Origin of the sequence: Pseudomonas sp. RIT-PI-q, assembly GCF_001297125.1 — a bacterium.
Taxonomy (GTDB): Bacteria; Pseudomonadota; Gammaproteobacteria; order Pseudomonadales; family Pseudomonadaceae; genus Aquipseudomonas.
Genome location: NZ_LHPC01000056.1, coordinates 41,907 through 62,876 on the forward strand (window position 1 = coordinate 41,907; position 20,970 = coordinate 62,876).

Sequence of the window (20,970 nt, forward strand, 5' to 3'; positions counted from 1 at the left end):
CCGCTGCCGGTCAGACCGGTTGTCGTCAGCCAGAGGCCTGTGTACGCGTTTTCTGTTACACAGACCTCTGGAAGGTGTTCGAAAGTCGGTAGCAAGGTTCAGGCAGTATTCAAAAGCGCTTGGGGGAGCGTGTACATCCCTTGGCACGGTCGATGCTGCATAACCGCTCGCCCCTTTCAGGACAGCTTCTAAGGAGCAGTCATGAGCTATGTGATCGACCGACGTCTCAATGGCAAGAACAAGAGCACGGTGAACCGTCAGCGGTTTCTGCGGCGTTACCGTGATCACATCAAGAAGGCCGTCGAAGAGGCGGTCAGCCGGCGCTCCATTACCGATATGGAACACGGCGAACAGATCAGCATTCCCGGTCGCGACATCGACGAGCCGGTGCTTCACCACGGTCGCGGTGGCAAGCAGACCGTCGTGCATCCGGGCAACAAGGAATTCACCAGCGGCGAGCACATTGCCCGTCCGCCCGGAGGTGGCGGCGGCCGAGGCCCGGGCAAGGCCGGTAATTCGGGCGAAGGGATGGACGAATTCGTCTTCCAGATTACCCAGGAGGAATTTCTCGAATTCATGTTCGAGGACCTCGAACTGCCCAACCTGGTCAAGCGCAACCTGACCGGCACCGACACCTTCAAGACCGTTCGCGCAGGCATCAGCAACGAGGGCAACCCGTCGCGGATCAACATTATCCGCACCTTGCGCTCGGCCCATGCACGGCGAATTGCCCTGTCCGGCAGCAGCCGGGCAAAATTGCGCGATGCCAAGGAAGAACTTCTGCGACTGAAGCAGGAAGAACCTGATAACTTCGGCGATATTCAGGAAATCGAGGCTGAAATCGAAAAACTCAGTGCGCGCATCCATCGCGTACCTTTTCTCGACACCTTCGACCTCAAATACAACCTGCTGATCAAGCAACCCAACCCCAGCTCCAAGGCGGTCATGTTCTGCTTGATGGACGTGTCCGGCTCAATGACCCAGGCGACCAAGGACATCGCCAAACGGTTCTTTATCCTGCTGTACCTGTTCCTCAAGCGTAACTACGACAAGATCGACGTCGTGTTCATCCGTCACCACACCAGCGCCCGCGAAGTGGATGAGGAAGAGTTTTTCTACTCCCGGGAAACCGGTGGCACCATCGTTTCCAGCGCCTTGAAACTGATGCAGGAGATCATGGCCGAGCGCTATCCGAGCAACGAGTGGAACATCTATGCCGCCCAGGCCTCCGACGGCGACAACTGGAACGACGACTCGCCGATTTGCCGCGACATCCTGATCAACCAGATCATGCCGTTCGTGCAGTACTACACTTACGTTGAGATCACCCCGCGCGAACACCAGGCCTTGTGGTTCGAGTACGAACGCATCGCCGAAGCTTTCTCTGACACTTTTGCCCAGCAACAACTGGTCTCGGCCGGGGATATCTATCCGGTCTTCCGTGAACTCTTCCAGCGCAGGTTAGTGACATGACCGCCAAAGAGCAGAAGCGCCAACCCATTTCCACCGGCTCAGAATGGACGTTCGAGCTGATCCAGGCCTACGACAAAGAAATCAGTCGCCTGGCGGCTCGTTATGCCCTGGATACCTATCCCAACCAGATCGAAGTGATCACCGCCGAACAGATGATGGACGCGTATGCCTCCGTCGGCATGCCGCTGGGTTATCACCATTGGTCCTATGGCAAACACTTCCTCAGCACCGAGAAATCCTACTCGCGCGGCCAGATGGGGCTGGCCTACGAGATCGTAATCAACTCGGACCCGTGCATTGCCTATCTGATGGAAGAAAACACCATCTGCATGCAAGCGCTGGTCGTGGCTCATGCCTGCTATGGGCACAACAGCTTTTTCAAAGGCAACTACCTGTTCCGCACCTGGACCGACGCCAGTTCGATCATCGATTACCTGGTGTTCGCCAAGCAGTACATCATGCAGTGCGAAGAGCGTCACGGCATCGACGCGGTAGAGGATCTGCTCGATTCCTGCCACGCCCTGATGAACTACGGAGTCGACCGTTACAAACGCCCGTATCCGATTTCCGCGGAAGAAGAACGCCGTCGGCAGAAGGATCGGGAAGAACATTTGCAGAAGCAGATCAACGATCTGTGGCGGACCATTCCCAAAGGCGCGGACAAGTACAGCGACAAGGACAACGCGCGCTTCCCCGCCGAACCTCAGGAAAACATCCTGTACTTCATCGAAAAACACGCCCCGCTGCTGGAACCGTGGCAGCGCGAAATCGTGCGGATCGTGCGCAAGATCGCGCAGTATTTCTACCCGCAACGCCAGACTCAGGTGATGAACGAGGGCTGGGCCACGTTCTGGCATTACACCCTGATGAACGACCTGTATGACGAAGGCCTGGTTACCGACGGCTTCATGATGGAGTTCCTGACGTCCCACACCAGCGTGGTCTATCAACCCGGCTTTGACAGCCCCTATTACAACGGTATCAACCCCTACACCCTGGGTTTTGCCATGTACCGGGACATCCGGCGCATGTGTGAACATCCAACCGAAGAGGACTACCGCTGGTTCCCTGAGATTGCCGGCACCGACTGGCTGTCGAGCATCAAGTTCGCCATGAGCAGCTTCAAGGATGAAAGCTTCATCCTGCAGTACCTGTCACCCCAGGTGATCCGTGACCTGAAGCTGTTCAGCATTCTCGATGACGACCAGAAGGACGATCTGCTGGTCCCGGCCATTCATGACGAAGGTGGCTACCGCATCATTCGTGAAACCCTGGCCGCGCAGTACAACCTCGGCAATCGTGAACCCAACGTGCAGATCTACAGCATCGACCGGCGTGGCGACCGCTCCCTGACCTTGCGTCACCAGCAACACGATCGCAAACCATTGGGTGAGTCCACCGAGGAAGTGCTCAAACACCTGCACCGGCTCTGGGGCTTCGATATTCACCTGGAAACCCTGCAAGGCGACCAGGTTATGAAAACCCACCACGTTCCGCCAAGAGGCGAGCACGCTGAGGGCGATTACGGCCGACTGGACCTGGCCGTCATCCATCTTTGATCCCCTTTCTGCCTCCGGAAGTTCGACGCAAAGGTTATTCTGTCGAGCTAACGGAGGTTTTTTATGCAGATTTATAAAGTCGGCGGTGCGATTCGTGATCGCCTGCTGGGCAAACCTGTCACCGATATCGATTGGGTCGTGGTCGGCGCTACCACCGAAGAAATGCTCGCCAAAGGCTTTCGGCCGGTCGGCGCAGACTTCCCGGTATTTCTTCACCCAAAAAGCGGCGAGGAATACGCCCTCGCCCGCACCGAGCGCAAAAGTGGGCGCGGATACGGCGGTTTCACCTTTCACGCCAGCCCCGAAGTCACCCTCGAAGAAGACCTGATTCGCCGCGACCTGACGATCAACGCAATGGCCGAGGACGATCAGCAAAACCTGACCGACCCCTACCATGGCCAGCGCGATCTCGAAGCACGCCTGCTTCGCCACGTCTCCCCCGCGTTCGCCGAAGATCCGCTCAGGGTTCTGCGCGTTGCGCGTTTCGCAGCGCGCTATGCCGAATTGGGTTTTACCGTAGCGCCCGAAACCCTGGAGTTGATGCGCCAACTCAGTGAGTCAGGCGAACTGGAGGCGTTGACGGCTGAACGCAGCTGGAAAGAAATCTCCCGGGCCTTGATGGAAGATCAGCCGCAGGTGTTCATTGAGGTGCTACGCGAGTGCGGTGCACTCAAGGTGTTGATGCCGGAAGTCGATGCGTTGTTCGGTGTACCGCAACCCGAAGCCCATCACCCGGAAATTGACACTGGCGTGCATACCCTGAGTGTGCTGGAACAAGCGGCACAGCACAAACAACCGCTGACCGTACGCTGGGCTTGCTTGCTGCATGACCTGGGCAAAGGACTGACGCCCGAGGAGGAATGGCCGCGGCACATTGCTCACGAACACACAGGCTTGAAACTGATCAAGGCGGTCAACGAACGCTTCAAGGCGCCGAAGGATTGCCAGGAACTGGCGCTGTTGGTGGGCAAGTATCACACCCATGGCCATCGCGCCCTGGAGCTGAAAGCGTCGACTTTGCTGGAGTTGCTGCAGAGTTTCGACGTTTACCGTCGACCTCAGCGGTTCGAAGAATTTATTGCGGCGTGCGAGATGGACGCGCGCGGACGCAAAGGTCTGGAACAACGAAGTTATCCACAGGCGGATTATTTGCGCGGAGCAGCGACTGCGGCTCGCAGCGTGGCGGTTCAGCCGTTGCTGGAGAAGGGATTCAACGGGCCGGAGCTGGGTGAGGCGATCAAGCGTGAGCGGCTAAAGGCGCTGAAGGTTTACAAGGAGAATGCGTCGGCCTGAAAAGCTTCGCGGGCAAGCCTCGCTCCTACAGAGATCAGCGTAAACCCTGTAGGAGCGAGGCTCGCCCGCGAAGGCGTCATCCGCCTCACAACAATGCTGAAGGGGTCAGCTGTTCACCGCGCCATTCAAACGCCACCGGCGCCAACACCTGATTAATCTGCGCCTCGCTCCACAACGCCGCAAAGCTTTTGCCGACACCCGGATGCACCCGATCCGGCGCAATCAGCGACAACGGCCACAGCACAAAGGCATTTTTCAGAATCTCGGCGCGCGGCAGGATCAAACCATCGAAATTGCCCACCAGATCGCCGAACAGCAGCACGTCGATATCCAGCGGCAAACCCTTGCGGTCTGGTGCGTAACGACCGTTGTCCGCTTCGATGAATTTTAACCGACGGTCCAACTCCATCAGCGGCAGATCGGTGTAAGCCGAGACCACGAAATTGAAGAACGGCCCGCTCTTGATCCCCACCGGCTGGCTTTCGAACACCGCCGAGCAGCGTATGTCCACCAGGAAACCCGCCAGGGCTTCGAGACCCGCCTGCAAATGGGTTTCGCGCTCGATATTACTACCGAGCCCGAGGTACACCTGAGTCAGCGACATCCGCGCTCGATCTCCACGCCCACACCACCGGTGGCTGCCGGGACGGCGCCTGGCTTGGTCAACTTGAGGCGCATCCAGGTGATCTTGAATTCGCTCATCAGCACCTCAACCAAACGCTCGGCAAAGGTCTCGACCAACTGGTACTGAGCCTGCTCGGCAAAGGCCTGGATACGTGACGATACGCTCGCGTAATCGAGTGCCAGCGTCAGGTCATCGCCGGCAGCGGCTGGGCGATTATCCCAGGCGAAGCTCAGATCAAGACGCAAGCACTGTCGGATGCCTCGCTCCCAGTCGTAGGCACCGATCACGGTGTCGACTTCCAGGCCCTCGATAAACACTCTGTCCAAGCACTTTTCTCCGCTGCACGACAAGGGCGCAATGCGCCGTTAGAATCAGGGCGTCCTCGCCCGGAATAGTTAGCATGTTTTGGTTATTGGCGACCCTCGCCTACCTGCTCGGCTCTCTGTCCTTTGCCATTTTGCTCAGCCGCCTGACCGGTAACCCCGATCCGCGAATGAGTGGCTCGGGTAATGCCGGTGCCACCAATATGTTGCGCCTGGCCGGCAAAAAACTTGCCGTCCTGACCTTGCTCGGCGACCTCTGCAAAGGGCTGTTGCCCGTGCTGATTGCAGGCCTTGTGGGCCTTTCGCTGCAAGAACAGGCCTGGATCGGCGTCAGCGCCGTTATCGGCCACCTGTTCCCGCTGTACTTTCGCTTTCGCGGCGGCAAGGGTGTTGCCACCGCTGCCGGCATGCTGCTGGGCCTGTACCCGCCAGCTGCACTGCTGGCGGTCTGCGCCTGGCTGCTGACGTTCTACCTGACCCGCACCAGCTCACTCGCCGCGCTGATCGCCACACCCCTGACCCTGCCGCTACTGGCCTGGCAAGAACCAGCGGCACTGCTACCCATGAGCGCACTCACGGGCCTGATCGTCTGGCGCCATCGCGGCAATCTACGCGACCTGTTTGCCGGGCGCGAACGGCATTTTTAAATTTCGCGCATGAGCGCTGCTCATTACAACCCTGACAATTGCTCCATCGGCCAACGTGCCTGCACGCTGATCGCCAGGCTTTCGTGCTGACCGGCCTGCAAACGCTGACAACCGGCAAACGCAATCATCGCGCCATTGTCGGTACAAAACTCCGGACGGGCATAAAACACATCGCCCTGCATGTCGCCGAGCATCTTCTCAAGCGAGGTGCGTAATGCCTTGTTGGCGCTAACGCCCCCGGCAATCACCAGACGCTTCATGCCCGCCTGTTTCAGGGCACGCTTGCACTTGATGGTCAAAGTCTCCACCACGGCCTGCTGGAACGCCAGCGAGATGTCGCAACGGGCTTGCTCGCTGTCGTCCCCGGCGCTGACGCTCTGCTGCCAGGTGTTCAGGGCAAACGTTTTAAGGCCACTGAAGCTAAAAGCCAGGCCAGGCCGGTCGCACATCGGACGCGGAAAGGTAAAACGTCCTGCAACGCCCTGCTCGGCCAGACGAGCGATTTCCGGGCCACCCGGATAATTCAGGCCCATCATTTTTGCTGTCTTGTCGAACGCTTCACCGGCAGCATCATCGAGGGTCTCACCCAAGAGGGTGTATTGGCCGATTCCATCGACCTGAACCAGCTGCGTATGACCGCCCGACACCAACAAAGCGACGAACGGGAATTCCGGTGGTTGCGACTCCAGCATCGGCGCCAGCAAGTGGCCTTCCATGTGGTGCACACCCAGTGCCGGAATGCCCCAGGCAAAGGCCAGTGCCTGAGCGCAAGAAGCGCCCACCAGCAAGGCACCGACCAGGCCAGGACCGGCGGTGTAGGCGATGGCGTCGATCTCTGTCGGCACGCAGTCTGCCTCGGCCAACACCTGACGAATCAAGGGCAGCATGCGTTTGACGTGGTCGCGCGAGGCCAGCTCCGGCACCACACCGCCATAGGCGCGGTGCAGGTCGATCTGGCTGAACAGCGCGTCGGCCAGCAGGCCGCGTTCACTGTCGTAAAGTGCGACACCGGTTTCGTCGCAGGAGGTTTCTAATCCCAGTACTAGCATGGGTTTGCGCCTTGTTTAGGCTGAATTCGAAGGCGCGCATAATAGTCGCCATGGGATGCCCCGACTAGCGGTTTTCGATCAGAGGCTTTGCATTCCGAGCGATGAGGGGTTAACATCCGCAACCCTTAAAAACCGACGTCTTCAAGTGCTCTTTTGCCACGAGGATGTTGACCCCGGTAATGAATGAAGGTAGCTCTGGATGCCAGCCGTCAAAGTAAAAGAGAACGAACCCTTCGACGTAGCTCTGCGTCGTTTCAAGCGCTCCTGCGAAAAAGCCGGTGTACTGGCTGAAGTTCGTAGCCGCGAATTCTACGAGAAGCCTACTTCTGAGCGTAAGCGTAAAGCAGCAGCCGCTGTTAAGCGTCACGCGAAGAAAGTTCAGCGCGAACAGCGCCGCGCCGTTCGTCTGTACTAATACACAGACGTTCGTAGCAAGCTTCTGCCAAGCCCGGCCCTCAGCCGGGCTAATGGCATTTGCGGAAAACGCTTGATGCTTCACCGTCAAAGCCGCAGACGCGACCGAGACAAATCTGCTTCACAGCGTCAGACCTGGCTCTTTTGCCAGCGGTGCACGTCTTTTCTGACGAGCCTTCCAAGGCTACTGACGAGCACACCCACTGATTCCTCTCACGACGATCAGCCCAAGGCACCTTCTTGCGTGCCCGCTTATGAGCTATCCGAGGCCATCGACTGGCCGCAGCGGATTTCAGCGCAATACTTTCAAATAGTCGAATACTGATTGGTACTAACGTCAGTGGATTTTCGGCAGATACACTTCCCGACAGCGATTACGCAGACGACACTGGTCGAGCCGCACACTTTGCGCGCCTCAAGCCCAGCCGCCCTTCGTTTCGGGTCTATTTCAGCGCAGATGACGAGAACGCCATGGCCGGGCTAATTCCCCAGAGCTTCATTGACGACCTTCTGAACCGCACCGACATCGTCGATGTGGTCAGCTCGCGCCTGCAAATGAAAAAGTCCGGCAAGAACTACACCGCCTGCTGCCCGTTTCACAAAGAGAAAACCCCCTCCTTCAGCGTCAGCCCCGACAAGCAGTTCTACTATTGCTTCGGCTGCGGCGCTGGCGGTAACGCCCTCGGCTTCATGATGGACCACGACAACCTGGACTTCGTCCAGGCTGTCGAAGAACTGGCCAAAGCCGCCGGCATGGAAATCCCCCGCGAAGAAAGCGGCCGACCGCACAAACCGCGGCAGCCGACCGATTCGCCGCTGTACCCGCTGCTCACCGCCGCCGCCGACTTTTACCGGCAGGCCCTGAAAAGCCATCCATCGCGCAAAGCCGCTGTGGATTATTTGAAGGGTCGCGGACTGACGGGTGAAATCGCCCGGGACTTCGGTCTCGGCTTTGCTCCGCCCGGCTGGGACAACCTGTTCAAGCACTTGAGCAGCGACACCCTGCAGCAAAAAGCCATGGTCGATGCCGGCTTGCTGATCGAAAACGCCGAAACCGGCAAACGCTATGACCGCTTTCGCGATCGCGTGATGTTTCCGATCCGCGACAGTCGCGGACGGATCATCGCTTTCGGCGGCCGGGTACTGGGCGACGACAAGCCGAAGTACCTGAACTCACCGGAAACTCCGGTTTTCCATAAGGGCCAGGAACTCTACGGCCTTTATGAAGCGCGCAAGAACAACCGCAACCTCGACGAAATCATCGTCGTTGAAGGTTACATGGACGTCATCGCCCTCGCCCAGCAAGGCCTGCGCAATGCCGTCGCGACGCTAGGCACCGCGACCAGCGAAGAACACTTGAAGCGGCTGTTTCGCGTCGTGCCGAACGTGCTGTTCTGCTTCGACGGCGACCAAGCTGGCCGTAATGCCGCCTGGCGGGCGCTGGAAGCCGCCCTGCCGTGCCTGCAGGATGGGCGGCGCGCACGCTTTCTGTTCCTGCCGGAGGGTGAGGACCCGGATACATTGGTCCGCTCCGAAGGCACTGATGCCTTCCGCGCACGAATCAATCAGCACGCTCAGCCGCTGGCTGATTATTTCTTTCAGCAACTGACCGAGGAATCGGACCCGCGCTCACTCGAAGGCAAGGCCCACATGGCCACCCTCGCTGCGCCGCTGATCGACAAAGTGCCAGGCGCCAACCTGCGTATTCTGATGCGTCAACGACTGACAGAAATCACCGGCCTTACCGGTGAAGCCGTCAGTCAGTTAGTGCACAGCGCACCTCAAGACGCACCACCGGCCTACGATCCAGGCATGGATTACGACGCCATGCCGGATTACAGCGACTACCATCAGCCGCAGGCCCAAGAGATGTACGCGCCGCAGGAATGGACGCCGAAGAAACCCGGCGCCGGCGGCAAGAAGTGGGACAAGAAGCCGTGGGACAAGAACGGCAAGCGTGGCGGTGATCGCGATCAACAGAGCGCCCCGCGCACACCGATTGCGGTGGAAGCCCCAACGCTAATCGCGCTGCGCACGCTCATTCATCATCCGGAGCTGGCTGGCAAGGTAGAAACCGCCGACCACTTCGCTAATGAGAGCAACACCTACGCGCAATTGCTGGTAGCCCTTGTCGAGGCCGTACAAAAAAATCCTAAGCTAAACTCAATTCAGTTAATGGCTCGCTGGCATGGGACCGAACAGGGACGATTGCTCAAGGCATTGGCAGAAAAGGAATGGCTGATTGCAGGCGACAACCTTGAACAACAGTTTTTAGACACCATTACTAGGCTATCGGCAAGTCAACACACGGATAGCCTGGAAGCACTTATCAGAAAAGCTAGGCAGCCAGGATTGACTGCGGAGGAAGCAATTCAGATCGCAAATCAGATGCGCGACCTATTAAAACGCAATATGGCTGTATCAACCCCGACCTCAACTGGCGCGTGAGGTCATAGCTCAGGTATAATCCTCGGCTTGTTTTTTGCCCGCCAAGACCTTCAGTGGATAGGGTGTTATGTCCGGAAAAGCGCAACAGCAGTCTCGTATCAAAGAGTTGATCACACTTGGTCGTGAGCAGGGTTACCTGACTTACGCGGAGGTCAACGACCACCTGCCGGAGGATATTTCAGATCCGGAACAGGTGGAAGACATCATCCGCATGATCAATGACATGGGGATCAACGTATTCGAGGTTGCGCCAGATAAGGATTCCCTTATGCTGGCCGACGCCGATACCGACGAAGCCGCGGCCGAAGAGGCAGCAGCAGCGTTGGCAGCGGTCGAGACCGACATTGGTCGCACCACCGACCCAGTGCGCATGTACATGCGTGAAATGGGTACGGTAGAGCTCCTCACACGTGAAGGCGAAATTGAAATCGCCAAACGTATTGAAGAGGGCATCCGTGAAGTGATGGGCGCAATCGCGCACTTCCCTGGCACGGTTGACCATATTCTCTCCGAATACACTCGCGTCACCACCGAAGGTGGCCGCCTGTCCGACGTCCTGAGCGGTTATATCGACCCGGACGACGGCATTGCGCCGCCTGCAGCCGAAGTGCCACCGCCTGTCGATCCGAAAGCCGTGAAAGCGGACGACGACACCGACGACGATGACGCCGAAGCAACGACTGATGACGAAGAAGAAGCCGAAAGCGGTCCTGATCCGATTATCGCTGCACAGCGTTTTGGCGCTGTCTCCGATCAGATGGAAATCACCCGCAAGGCGCTGAAAAAGCACGGTCGTGGCAACAAGCTGGCAATTGCCGAGCTGATCGCCCTGGCTGAGCTGTTCATGCCGATCAAACTGGTTCCGAAGCAATTCGAAGGCCTGGTCGAGCGTGTTCGCAGTGCCCTGGATCGTCTGCGTCAGCAAGAGCGCGCGATCATGCAACTTTGTGTTCGTGATGCTCGTATGCCGCGTGCCGACTTCCTGCGCCAGTTCCCGGGCAACGAAGTCGACGAAAGCTGGACCGACGCACTGGCCAAAGGCAAAAGCAAATACGCTGAAGCCATTGGTCGCCTGCAGCCGGACATCATTCGTTGCCAGCAAAAGCTGACCGCGCTGCAAACCGAAACCGGTTTGACGATCGCCGAGATCAAGGACATCAACCGTCGCATGTCGATCGGTGAGGCCAAGGCCCGCCGCGCGAAGAAAGAGATGGTCGAAGCGAACTTGCGTCTGGTGATCTCCATCGCCAAGAAGTACACTAACCGTGGCTTGCAATTCCTCGACCTGATCCAGGAAGGCAACATCGGTTTGATGAAAGCGGTAGACAAGTTCGAATACCGCCGCGGCTACAAATTCTCGACTTATGCCACCTGGTGGATCCGTCAGGCGATCACTCGCTCGATCGCCGACCAGGCCCGCACCATCCGTATTCCGGTGCACATGATCGAGACGATCAACAAGCTCAACCGTATTTCCCGGCAGATGTTGCAGGAAATGGGTCGCGAACCGACCCCGGAAGAGCTGGGCGAACGCATGGAAATGCCTGAGGACAAGATCCGCAAGGTATTGAAGATCGCTAAAGAGCCGATCTCCATGGAAACCCCGATCGGTGATGACGAAGACTCCCATTTGGGTGACTTCATCGAAGACTCGACCATGCAGTCGCCAATCGATGTTGCTACCGTTGAGAGCCTTAAAGAAGCGACTCGCGAAGTTCTGTCCGGCCTCACTGCCCGTGAAGCCAAGGTTCTGCGCATGCGCTTCGGTATCGACATGAATACCGACCACACCCTCGAGGAGGTTGGTAAGCAGTTCGACGTGACCCGTGAACGGATTCGTCAGATCGAAGCCAAGGCGCTGCGCAAGCTGCGCCACCCGACGAGAAGCGAGCATTTGCGCTCCTTCCTCGACGAGTGATCACAAAACCCCCGGCCCTGGCCGGGGGTTTTGCTTTATGCAGATTAAATTCCCCGCACCTCCCCCCCGTCGAATTGCCCGTCTACACTCGAAACATTCCCCGAGCCATAACGAGACCGTTATGCCCAGACTGCCGACCGTGCTTTTTTTGCTGTCGCTGATGACCTGGACCGCAACGGCTGGCGCGCTGACTCTGACCGACGATGAACGTAGCTGGCTGGCGGCCCACCCAGACTTGCGCCTGGGTGTTGATGCGTCATGGCCACCGTTTGAGTTTCGTGACGATCAGGGCCGCTATCAGGGCCTTGCAGCGGACTATATCGACCTGATCCGCCAACGCCTGGCCATCAAGCTCACCCCCATCGAGCCGGTCAGCTGGACGGTGGTCCTGGAGCAGGCCAAAAAAGCCAAGCTGGATTTGCTGCCGGGCATCATGTCGACCCCGGAGCGCCAGTCTTACTTGTCATTCACCCGCCCCTACCTGGATTTTCCGATCGTCATCCTTGCCCATGTCGGCGGCCCCCAGCCACGCAAGCTCGAAGATCTGTACGGACTGAAAATCGCCGTGGTGGAAAACTACGCGCCCCACGAACTGTTGCGCACGCACAATCCCGACCTGAATCTGGTGGCGATGCCCAATGTCAGCTCTGCGCTGCAGGCGCTGGCGACCGATGAAGTGGACGCGGTGGTGGGCGATCTCGCCTCCAGCGTCTGGAGCCTGCGCCAGCTCAAGCTGGACGGGCTCTATGTTAGCGGTGAAACACCGTATCGCTATCAACTGGCCATGGGCGTACCGCAGAGCAACAAAATACTGGTCGGCATCCTCGACAAAGTCCTGGCCGACATGAGCCCAAGCGAAGTCAGCGCCATCCAGGAGCATTGGGTCGGCAACGTCCTCGATCATCGAACATTCTGGTCCGATTTGTTGGTGTATGGGCTACCAGGATTGCTGCTGTTGTTCGGCGTGTTGGCAACGGTAATCCGGATCAACCGTCGACTGAGTTCGGAAATCGCCCGCCGGGTGAATCTGGAACAGGAACTGCGCAGCAGCGAATATCACTACCGCGGGTTGGTGGAGAGCCTGTCGGCCATCGCCTGGGAAGCGCGGATCACCGATTTCACCTACAGCTATGTGTCGCCGCATGCCGAGGATTTGCTCGGCTATCCGCTGTCTCATTGGCTGATTCCAGGCTTCTGGCGCAACATCATTCACCCCGCCGACCTGACCCGCGCCCAGACCTTCTGCGATCACGAAGTCATGGCCGGGCGCGATCACAGCCTCGATTACCGGGTGATCACCGCCGATGGCCGCTGCATTTGGGTGCGCGACATCGTCAGCCTGATCGAACACGGCCATGAACCGGTGATGCGCGGGCTGATGATCGACATCAGCGAAGCCAAGCGCACCGAAGAGGCATTGCGCCTGTCAGAACAGAAGTTCGCCTCGGTGTTCCAGCAATGCCCGGACATTCTGGTCATCGCGCGACTCTCCGATGGCTGCCTGCTGGAGGTCAACGAAGCGTTCGAAGAACAGATTGGCCTCAAGGCTGAAGACGTCATTGGCCAGACCGCCACCGACCTGAACATCTGGGGCATCCCCGGTGTTGGCCCGGGCTTATTGCAACGGCTACAGGCCGGCAGCATCCGTAACCTGGAGATGCCCTTTCGCCGCAACAATGGCCAGGTGTTCACCGGCCTGATCTCCGCTGAGCCGTTCGACCTTGATACCACGCCAGCGCTGGTGGTGGTCGTGCGCGATATCAGCCAACTCAAGGAAACCCAGCAGCAACTGCAAACCTCCGAAGAGAAATTCGCCAAGGCCTTCCATGCCTCGCCCGACGGCTTGCTGCTGTCCCGGCAGAGCGACGGTTTGCTGCTGGAGGTCAACGAGGGGTTCAGTCGTATTACCGGTTTCAACAGCGCAATGTCCGTGGACCGCTCGGCCCTGGATCTGGGGATCTGGGTCAATCTCAATGAACGCAAACAAATGCTCGACCTGCTGCATCGGGATGGATTTGTCCGCGACTTCAGCTGCCATATCCGCCGCAGCGACGGACAGATCCGCCTCTGCGAAGTGTCCAGCCGTCCACTGCCGATCGGCGATGAAGACTGCATGTTGACCATCGCCCGGGACATTACCGAGCGACACCTGATGCAGGAAAAACTGCAGCAGGCCGCCACGGTGTTCGAGAGCACCGCCGAGGGCGTGTTGATCACTGACACTCAACAGCACATCAGCGCGGTCAACCGCGCGTTTACCGAAATTACCGGGTACAGCGAGAGCGAAGCGCTCGGCCACACCCCTCGCCTGCTCGCCTCTGGCCTGCATGACAGCGCGTTCTATGCGGCGATGTGGCACCAACTGACCGCCGAAGGTCATTGGCAAGGCGAGATTTCCAACCGACGCAAGAACGGCGAGCTCTACCCGAGCTGGCTGACCATCAGTGCGGTGCGCAACCGCGACCGGTTCATCACCCCCTTTGTCGCCGTGTTTGCGGATATTTCCAGCCTCAAACATGCCCAGGCCAAACTCGATTACCAGGCGCACCACGACCCGCTGACCGGCCTGCCGAACCGCACGCTGTTCGAGAGCCGACTGCTCACCGCGCTGAACAACCAGCAGGAAAACGGTGGCCAGGGCGCCGTGCTGTTCCTCGACCTGGACCGTTTCAAACACATCAACGACAGCCTGGGCCACCCGGTCGGCGACCTGCTGCTCAAGGGCATTGCCGTGCGTCTCAAGGAGCAATTACGCGACATCGATACCGTGGCGCGCCTGGGTGGCGACGAGTTCATCATCCTGCTACCCGGCCTGCAGCAAGCCAGCGACGCCGACAACATCGCGATCAAAATCCTCAATTGCTTCGGCGCACCGTTCCAGGCCGGCGAGCATGAATTTTTCATCAGCGCCAGCATCGGCACCAGCCTGTATCCCAAGGATGGCTGCGACGTCGCCACACTGGTCAAGAACGCCGACGCCGCGATGTACCGCTCCAAGGCCAAGGGCCGCAACCGGGTCGAAAGCTACACCCGCGACCTCACCGCCCAGGCCAGTGAACGGGTGGCGCTGGAGCATGAACTGCGACGCGCTATCGAGCGCAACGAACTGCACCTGCATTACCAACCGAAGATCAGCCTCGACGACCATCGCCTGGTTGGCGCCGAAGCGCTCATTCGTTGGCGCCATCCGACCTTTGGCGACGTGCCGCCGGAACACTTCATTTCCCTGGCCGAAGAAAACGGCATGATCCTGCAGATCGGTGATTGGGTCCTCGAAACCGCCTGCCGGCAGATGCACGAATGGAATCAGGACTACGAATGCCTCGGCCCGTTGTCGGTCAACCTGGCGGGCGCGCAACTGCGTCAACCGAACCTGCTGGGCCGGATCGAACAACTGCTCAAGGACAACCATCTCAGGCCTGATTTCCTGCAACTGGAAATCACCGAAAACTTCATCATGAGCCAGGCGGAAGAAGCACTGGCGGTGCTGCATCAACTCAAACACCTGGGCGTGCAACTGGCGATCGATGACTTCGGCACCGGCTACTCATCCCTGAGTTATCTCAAGCGCTTGCCACTGGATATTCTCAAGATCGACCAGTCTTTCGTCCGCGGCCTGCCGGATGACCCGCACGATGCAGCCATCGTCCGCGCCATCATCGCGCTGGGGCGCAGTATGCAATTCACAGTGATCGCCGAGGGCGTCGAGACACTCGCGCAGCAACAATTCCTGGCCGCCGAAGGCTGTGAACAGATCCAGGGTTACATCGTCAGCCTGCCCTTGCCACCGGAGGAATTCGCCGCGACGTTTCTTCGTATACGAGTTTCAGACTTTTCGGATAGCACAGCCGAGAAACCGTCGCTATAATCCGCGGCCTACTGAGGGCCTATAGCTCAGTTGGTTAGAGCAGAGGACTCATAATCCTTTGGTCCACGGTTCAAGTCCGTGTGGGCCCACCAAACAAGAAAGCCGCGCATTGCGCGGCTTTCGTGTATCTGACGTTTAACTCTGGTTGCTGAAGGTGACGAAATATCGGATGACGTCTGAGGACCTTGTAGGCAAACTCCGAAACTTGCGTTTGGGCACTTTGATGCCTTGTTGGGCTTTTCTTCGACGGGATACTCTCTGAACATCGCTGACCCTTCGGCGAAGGGAGCAAACCAATCGAACAGCACCTAATCACAGCAAGGTTGAAAATTCCCAAAAAGGGACCTATCGTTCCCTTTTTGGGACTTATAGATCCAACCATGCCTGCTATCCCGCTCAGCGATGCTCTCTTTACCGCAACCCAGCAAAAAGTGCTGGGCATGTTGTTTGGCAAACCGGATCAGAGCTTCTATGCCAATGAAATATCCCGCTGGGCACAGGTCGGCAAGGGCAGCCTGATGCGTGAGCTGGAGCGTCTGCATAACGCAGGCATTCTCAGCATGACTCGACGAGGCAATCAGACGCACTATCAAGCCAACCCCGAGTGTCCGATCTATGCCGAGTTGCTGGGTATTGTGCGTAAGACCTTTGGGATTGCAGAGCAACTGCGCGCAGCTCTGACGCCTCTGACTGACCAATTGGTGTGGGCGTTTATCTACGGCTCTGTTGCTAAAGGCAGCGAGCATGCCGGCAGTGACATTGATCTCATGTTGATTGGCGAAAAACTCAGCTACAGCGACGTAATGGAGCGAGTGCTCCCCGTAGAGGAGCAGCTTGGCCGCACCATCAACCCGACGCTCTACACCTTGGCCGACTGGCAAGCCAAGAAAGCAGCCGGCAACAGCTTTGTAGTGCGGGTTGAGCAGCAGGAAAAAATCGACTTGATTGGCCGTAATCCTGAAGCGACATCCAATGGGCAGTAACGATAACCTGGAAAACCTCGTGCGCAGCGGCACCCTCAAGGCTGAACCGCCAGATCGTAAAGAATGTGAGGGGCTGCTGAGATCGGCAACAGACCGCCTGAAGGATGCTCATAACACGGCCCTGTCCTTTGCCAGCCGTTTCGACCTGGCCTACAACACCGCCCATGCCCTGGCATTGACAGCCATGCGCTTGCAGGGTTATCGCTCCGATCGTCGCTATCTGGTGTTTCAATGCCTGATCCACACTCTCGGTTTGGACAAGACTCAAGTTCGCCTATTCGCCCTCTGTCACGAGCGCCGAAATCTGGCTGAGTACGAAGGCTATATGGATGTGGACGAAACCCTTCTGGGTGAACTGTTAGCGGCAACCGATGCACTGCTGCCACTGGTGCAAGACGCTATGGTGGCAAGCAAATAATTCTTTGGCCCTTCGTTATTCTCTGTGCTGACCGGCATCATTGCAGCTGTTCAGTCCAACGCTAAACGCTGGAATACCCTGCACCAACCGCAACCGCTCAAGCATTTCACCCGTCAACACAACCTCATACGTATCCGCCGCCCTACCCCACTGCTCCACGATGACCATGCCGTCTACCAGCGTTCCTGCCAATTCGGTAATCGTATCGGCCAATGCCTCCACGATTGTCTGAGTTCGCAGCCACACGCGATCAGTAATCTCTTTTAGCTCAGCTGCAATGCGCTCAGACGATGCTGGATCTGTATCGGGGTAGGCGATATTGCGCAGCAAGTGCCGTAACTCTCTTATTTTTGCATAGTCCTGTTCTGCACCCAGCTCTCCATTCAGGATGGCTGTCGCTTTGGACTTATCGACACGTTTTTTGGTGGGTTCTTTTGAAGATAACGTCTGCGCCATAGCGCCAGCAAAGAGGACCATCATTCGGGCCTCCAAATGCTCCTTCATCGCGTCCATCGACGAAATGGGTCGCGCCAAGATGATGGAAGCGCCCCCGTGATGCCTCAAGTCCATGGTCACTGTCAGGGTCACGCCGCCCGTTGCAAACCCCAAGGCTCGCGCGATGACGTAGTGGCCCATTTCATGATGGGCAATCTGCACTGCATGGTCCCGTATAGCGGGAGGCAGCTTCTTGGTCATGCTCATCGCCTCGCATCCTTCGATTTCGTATTCGACTACGAGTGACCATTTAATGTCCATCGCGTGATCCCGTTGATGACGTAGCGCTCAGCCAAAAAAGCCACGCAATTGCGTGGCTTTTTCGTACCTGGGATTCAGCCTTTACTTGGGCAAGGCGTACGCAATCACGTAGTCCCCACGGTCCGTCGACTGACGCGCACCGCCCACCGTCAGCAGGATGTACTGCTTGCCGGTTTTCGGCGAAACGTAAGTCATCGGACCCGACTGACTCCCCACCGGCAAACGAGCCTTCCAGATCTCATTGCCGTTGCCGGTATCGAAAGCGCGCAGGTAGAAATCCTGAGTGCCGGCGAAGAACAACAAGCCCGATTGTGTAGCCAGAGAGGCACCCAGCGTCGGCATGCCGATCGGGATCGGCAAGTGCATGCGGATGCCCAGCGGGCCGGTGTCCTGTACGGTGCCGACCGGGACTTGCCACATCAGTTTATGGGTCTTGAGATCGATGGCGGACATCGTACCGAACGGCGGTTTCTGGCACGGAATGCCAGCCGCCGAGAGGAAGCGTTCGCGCATGGCGCCGAACGGTGTGCCTTCCTGGGGTACGACGCCCATTTCGATGCCGCTGGCCCCGGCGGCGATTTTGTCGCGCGGGATCATGTAGTTGGCGAGGCCCAGGCGCATGTCGTTGACGAACATGTAATTCGTGTTCGGGTCCACCGAGACGCTACCCCAGTTCATACCGCCCAAGGAGCCCGGAAATTGCAGGGCGCGGTCCATGCCCGGCGGGGTGTAGACGCCTTCGTGGCGCATGCCTTTGAACTGGATGCGGCACATCAACTGGTCGAACGGCGTGGCGCCCCACATGTCCGATTCGGTGAGGGTCTTGTTGCCGATTGACGGCATGTCCACCGAGAACGGCTGGGTCGGCGAGTAGCGTTCGCCGGGCACATTACCTTGAGGCACCGGGCGCTCTTCGACGCGGGCGATCGGCACGCCGGTTTCGCGGTTGAGCAGGAAGATCTCGCCTTGTTTGGTGACTTGGGCCAAGGCTGGCTGCATGCCGCCCTTGTCGTCAGGAACGTCGTACAGCAGCGGTTGCGCTGGCAGGTCGAAGTCCCACAGGTCGTGGTGAGTGGTCTGGAAGTGCCAGCGCACCTGACCGGTCTTTACGTCGATGGCGACGATGGACGAGTTCCACTTGTCATCGAATTCGGTGCGCTGGCCGCCGAAAAAGTCCGGGGTGGCGTTGCCGGTCGGCAGGTACACCAGACCGAGTTTGGCGTCGTAGGACATGGCCGACCAAACGTTCGGCGTACCACGGGTATAGGTCTCACCCGCCGGCGGACGTTTAGTGGTGTTCGGGTTGCCCGGATCCCACGCCCAGACCAGTTCACCGCTGCGCACATCGTAAGCACGGACGACGCCAGGCGGTTCGCCAGTCGAATAGTTGTCGGCCACGCGGCCACCGACGATCACCACGTCACCGGCGACCAATGGGGTCGAGGTTTGCTGGTAGTAACCAGGCTTCACTTCGCCCATGTCGGTTGTCAGATCGACGGTGCCTTTGTTACCGAATTCCTCGCATGGCTTTCCAGTTTCGGCGTTGATCGCGATCAGACGGGCATCACCGGTCGGCAGAAACAGACGTTTCGTACAGGCGGATGGCGAGTTGTCCGAAGTCGTCGGTGTTTCGGAGTAACCCAGGCCACGGCAGCGCTGCCAGTTCGGCGCTGTGCCTTGCGGATCGAACTTCCAGCGCTGGGCGCCGGTGTCAGCGTCGAGGGCGAAGACTTTGCCGTACGCGGTGCAGGTGTAGACCGTGTCGCCGATTTGCAGCGGCGTGTTCTGGTCTTCAGCACCGGCGCCGGTGCTTTGCGGGATGTCGCCGGTGCGGAAGGTCCAGGCCACCTGCAATTTGTCGATGTTGCCCTTGTTGATCTGATCCAGCGCGGCAAATCGATTGCCAGCAGTGGTGTTGCCCCAATGGGCCCAGTCTTTCTGTTCGGTGCCCGGCACGACCGGTGTCACCGCAGGTTCACTGCTGGCCTTGACCACGTGAGTGGGCACGAACATGTAAGCCATCGTTGCGACAACACCGACGCCCAGAATGCCAGCCAAGCCATAAGCACCTCGGCTCGCAGTCGCGCCCGATGCTCGCGCCAGCGTTGGATAGATCAGTGCGACAACCAGGCCGATCACGGCAAAGGTCAGTACGCGCGAAACCAGCGGCCAGTATTCGAAACCGCTGTCCCACACCGCCCAGATCGCGGTCAGGATCAGCGCCACGCCATACAGCCAGGCGCCTTGTGGTTTACAACGGGCGATCATCAGCCCGGAAATCAGCATCGCCAGGCCCATCAGCAGGAAGTACCAGCTGCCGCCGAGCGAAACCAGATAGCCACCGCCTCCGGCCAGACCGAGTCCGATCAATGCGATCAGGACACCCAGCCCCACCAGCAACCATTTGCCGCCGCCGGCAGCCCCAGAAGTATTCATGTCGGTAATTTTCCCCATTTGTGACAAGCGCGAAATAATGTACCACTTAGTTACTTATGGCAAATTGTCGCAGACAGAAATGGCATGAACGGTAGCGAAACCAGATCAAACATCCGCTGCGCGGGATGTGCCTGTAACATGCTGGCCATTGATCTGCGCCGCTGGAGACGCCCCTTGCCTGACACTCGCCCGCCCGTTCTTGACGAAATCGACCGCCAACTGATCGCGGCCCTGCAGATCAATGCCCGCGAGAGCGTGGCCATGCTTGCTCGGCAGTTGGGCATTGCCCGGACCACCGTTACATCGCGCCTGGCGCGGTTGGAAAAGAGCAAGGTGATCACCGGTTATGGGGTGCGTTTAGGTCAACGTGTGGTGGACGGTGGATTGCAGGCGTACGTCGGGATTACGGTACAACCGAGGTCTGGCAAGGAAGTGCTGCGGCGGCTCAGCGCGATGGCTCAGGTGCAGCAGCTGTGTGCGGTGAGTGGCGAATTTGATTATGTGGCGTGGTTGCGCACTGACTCGCCAGAGCAGCTGGATCAGTTGCTGGATCAGATTGGCAGTGTGGACGGGGTGGAGAAGACGACGACGTCGATCATCTTGAGTAGCAAGATTGATCGGGGGCAGCCGGTTTGAGTTTTAAACCTTGAGATTCTCTGGGGTCTGGACGGGCCTCTTCGCGGGCAAGCCTCGCTCCTACATTGACGGTGTGTAGCATTCGATCGTCATTTTGATCAACTAACTGGCAAAACGACGACAC

General features: G+C 58.4%; 16 protein-coding genes and 1 tRNA gene. 12 read left to right on the top strand and 5 right to left on the bottom strand.

The annotated features are described in order from the left end of the window. Positions 1–201: 201 nt before the first annotated feature. The 3 genes from AEQ67_RS30065 (at position 202) to AEQ67_RS30075 (ending at position 4,325) form a co-directional block, all read left to right on the top strand. The gene (locus AEQ67_RS30065) at positions 202–1,473 is read left to right on the top strand and encodes a YeaH/YhbH family protein (protein WP_059407388.1); all 1,272 of its coding nucleotides are present in this window, start codon (positions 202–204) and stop codon (positions 1,471–1,473) included. Beyond that, the gene (locus AEQ67_RS30070) at positions 1,470–3,032 is read left to right on the top strand and encodes a SpoVR family protein (protein WP_059407389.1); all 1,563 of its coding nucleotides are present in this window, start codon (positions 1,470–1,472) and stop codon (positions 3,030–3,032) included. Before AEQ67_RS30065 ends, AEQ67_RS30070 begins: the two co-directional genes overlap by 4 nt. A 63-nt stretch (positions 3,033–3,095) precedes the next feature. Then, positions 3,096–4,325 carry a multifunctional CCA addition/repair protein gene (locus AEQ67_RS30075; protein ID WP_059407390.1) on the top strand — a complete coding sequence of 410 codons (1,230 nt, stop codon included), beginning with the start codon at positions 3,096–3,098 and terminating at the stop codon, positions 4,323–4,325. 85 nt (positions 4,326–4,410) lie between these two features. Here the strand turns inward: AEQ67_RS30075 and folK are convergent, their stop codons facing one another. Continuing rightward, a complete protein-coding gene (gene folK / locus AEQ67_RS30080; RefSeq protein ID WP_059407391.1) occupies positions 4,411–4,929 on the bottom strand; it encodes a 2-amino-4-hydroxy-6-hydroxymethyldihydropteridine diphosphokinase in 519 nt (172 codons plus the stop codon). After that, entirely contained in the window at positions 4,920–5,276 is a 357-nt protein-coding gene (gene folB, locus AEQ67_RS30085) for a dihydroneopterin aldolase (RefSeq protein ID WP_015097071.1), read from the bottom strand. The genes folK and folB overlap by 10 nt, the downstream gene beginning before the upstream one ends. Before the next feature lie 74 nt (positions 5,277–5,350). Here folB and plsY point away from each other — a divergent pair, with 74 nt between their 5' ends. Continuing rightward, positions 5,351–5,920 (top strand): glycerol-3-phosphate 1-O-acyltransferase PlsY, encoded by a 570-nt coding sequence (gene plsY / locus AEQ67_RS30090; protein WP_059407392.1) that lies wholly within the window; start codon positions 5,351–5,353, stop codon positions 5,918–5,920. 23 nt (positions 5,921–5,943) lie between these two features. Here the strand turns inward: plsY and tsaD are convergent, their stop codons facing one another. Beyond that, a complete protein-coding gene (gene tsaD, locus AEQ67_RS30095; RefSeq protein ID WP_059407393.1) occupies positions 5,944–6,969 on the bottom strand; it encodes a tRNA (adenosine(37)-N6)-threonylcarbamoyltransferase complex transferase subunit TsaD in 1,026 nt (341 codons plus the stop codon). A gap of 199 nt (positions 6,970–7,168) precedes the next feature. On the opposite strand from tsaD, the gene rpsU reads away from it, so the two are divergent. The 7 genes from rpsU (at position 7,169) to AEQ67_RS30130 (ending at position 17,018) form a co-directional block, all read left to right on the top strand. Continuing rightward, the gene (gene rpsU / locus AEQ67_RS34435) at positions 7,169–7,384 is read left to right on the top strand and encodes a 30S ribosomal protein S21 (RefSeq protein ID WP_002551877.1); all 216 of its coding nucleotides are present in this window, start codon (positions 7,169–7,171) and stop codon (positions 7,382–7,384) included. A 470-nt stretch (positions 7,385–7,854) separates the two neighbouring features. Then, positions 7,855–9,831 (top strand): DNA primase, encoded by a 1,977-nt coding sequence (gene dnaG / locus AEQ67_RS30105; RefSeq protein ID WP_059407395.1) that lies wholly within the window; start codon positions 7,855–7,857, stop codon positions 9,829–9,831. Between the two features lie 67 nt (positions 9,832–9,898). Beyond that, entirely contained in the window at positions 9,899–11,749 is a 1,851-nt protein-coding gene (rpoD, locus tag AEQ67_RS30110) for an RNA polymerase sigma factor RpoD (protein WP_059407396.1), read from the top strand. 121 nt (positions 11,750–11,870) lie between these two features. After that, positions 11,871–15,617 carry a bifunctional diguanylate cyclase/phosphodiesterase gene (locus AEQ67_RS30115; RefSeq protein ID WP_059407397.1) on the top strand — a complete coding sequence of 1,249 codons (3,747 nt, stop codon included), beginning with the start codon at positions 11,871–11,873 and terminating at the stop codon, positions 15,615–15,617. A gap of 15 nt (positions 15,618–15,632) precedes the next feature. After that, a tRNA-Ile gene (locus AEQ67_RS30120) sits at positions 15,633–15,709 on the top strand. A gap of 288 nt (positions 15,710–15,997) precedes the next feature. Continuing rightward, positions 15,998–16,600 (top strand): nucleotidyltransferase domain-containing protein, encoded by a 603-nt coding sequence (locus AEQ67_RS30125; RefSeq protein WP_059407398.1) that lies wholly within the window; start codon positions 15,998–16,000, stop codon positions 16,598–16,600. Then, positions 16,590–17,018 (top strand): hypothetical protein, encoded by a 429-nt coding sequence (locus tag AEQ67_RS30130; protein WP_059407399.1) that lies wholly within the window; start codon positions 16,590–16,592, stop codon positions 17,016–17,018. Before AEQ67_RS30125 ends, AEQ67_RS30130 begins: the two co-directional genes overlap by 11 nt. 15 nt (positions 17,019–17,033) lie before the next feature. Here the strand turns inward: AEQ67_RS30130 and AEQ67_RS30135 are convergent, their stop codons facing one another. Next, entirely contained in the window at positions 17,034–17,714 is a 681-nt protein-coding gene (locus AEQ67_RS30135; protein WP_059407494.1) for a peptidase M41, read from the bottom strand. Between the two features lie 141 nt (positions 17,715–17,855). Further along, positions 17,856–20,210, bottom strand: coding sequence for a glucose/quinate/shikimate family membrane-bound PQQ-dependent dehydrogenase (locus AEQ67_RS30140; RefSeq protein WP_059407400.1), 2,355 nt, complete (start codon positions 20,208–20,210; stop codon positions 17,856–17,858). A gap of 174 nt (positions 20,211–20,384) precedes the next feature. Here AEQ67_RS30140 and AEQ67_RS30145 point away from each other — a divergent pair, with 174 nt between their 5' ends. After that, positions 20,385–20,846, top strand: a complete 462-nt coding sequence (locus AEQ67_RS30145; RefSeq protein ID WP_046045363.1) for an Lrp/AsnC family transcriptional regulator — start codon at positions 20,385–20,387, stop codon at positions 20,844–20,846. Positions 20,847–20,970 lie beyond the last annotated feature (124 nt).

What these genes read in the sequence shown, in the direction of transcription:
- AEQ67_RS30065 (WP_059407388.1), top strand. Translation starts at nt 202, where the DNA reads ATGAGCTATGTGATCGACCGACGTCTCAATGGCAAGAACAAGAGCACG.
- AEQ67_RS30070 (WP_059407389.1), top strand. Translation starts at nt 1,470, where the DNA reads ATGACCGCCAAAGAGCAGAAGCGCCAACCCATTTCCACCGGCTCAGAA.
- AEQ67_RS30075 (WP_059407390.1), top strand. Translation starts at nt 3,096, where the DNA reads ATGCAGATTTATAAAGTCGGCGGTGCGATTCGTGATCGCCTGCTGGGC.
- folK (WP_059407391.1), bottom strand. Translation starts at nt 4,929, where the DNA reads ATGTCGCTGACTCAGGTGTACCTCGGGCTCGGTAGTAATATCGAGCGC.
- plsY (WP_059407392.1), top strand. Translation starts at nt 5,351, where the DNA reads ATGTTTTGGTTATTGGCGACCCTCGCCTACCTGCTCGGCTCTCTGTCC.
- tsaD (WP_059407393.1), bottom strand. Translation starts at nt 6,969, where the DNA reads ATGCTAGTACTGGGATTAGAAACCTCCTGCGACGAAACCGGTGTCGCA.
- rpsU (WP_002551877.1), top strand. Translation starts at nt 7,169, where the DNA reads ATGCCAGCCGTCAAAGTAAAAGAGAACGAACCCTTCGACGTAGCTCTG.
- dnaG (WP_059407395.1), top strand. Translation starts at nt 7,855, where the DNA reads ATGGCCGGGCTAATTCCCCAGAGCTTCATTGACGACCTTCTGAACCGC.
- rpoD (WP_059407396.1), top strand. Translation starts at nt 9,899, where the DNA reads ATGTCCGGAAAAGCGCAACAGCAGTCTCGTATCAAAGAGTTGATCACA.
- AEQ67_RS30115 (WP_059407397.1), top strand. Translation starts at nt 11,871, where the DNA reads ATGCCCAGACTGCCGACCGTGCTTTTTTTGCTGTCGCTGATGACCTGG.
- AEQ67_RS30125 (WP_059407398.1), top strand. Translation starts at nt 15,998, where the DNA reads ATGCCTGCTATCCCGCTCAGCGATGCTCTCTTTACCGCAACCCAGCAA.
- AEQ67_RS30130 (WP_059407399.1), top strand. Translation starts at nt 16,590, where the DNA reads ATGGGCAGTAACGATAACCTGGAAAACCTCGTGCGCAGCGGCACCCTC.
- AEQ67_RS30135 (WP_059407494.1), bottom strand. Translation starts at nt 17,714, where the DNA reads ATGACCAAGAAGCTGCCTCCCGCTATACGGGACCATGCAGTGCAGATT.
- AEQ67_RS30140 (WP_059407400.1), bottom strand. Translation starts at nt 20,210, where the DNA reads ATGAATACTTCTGGGGCTGCCGGCGGCGGCAAATGGTTGCTGGTGGGG.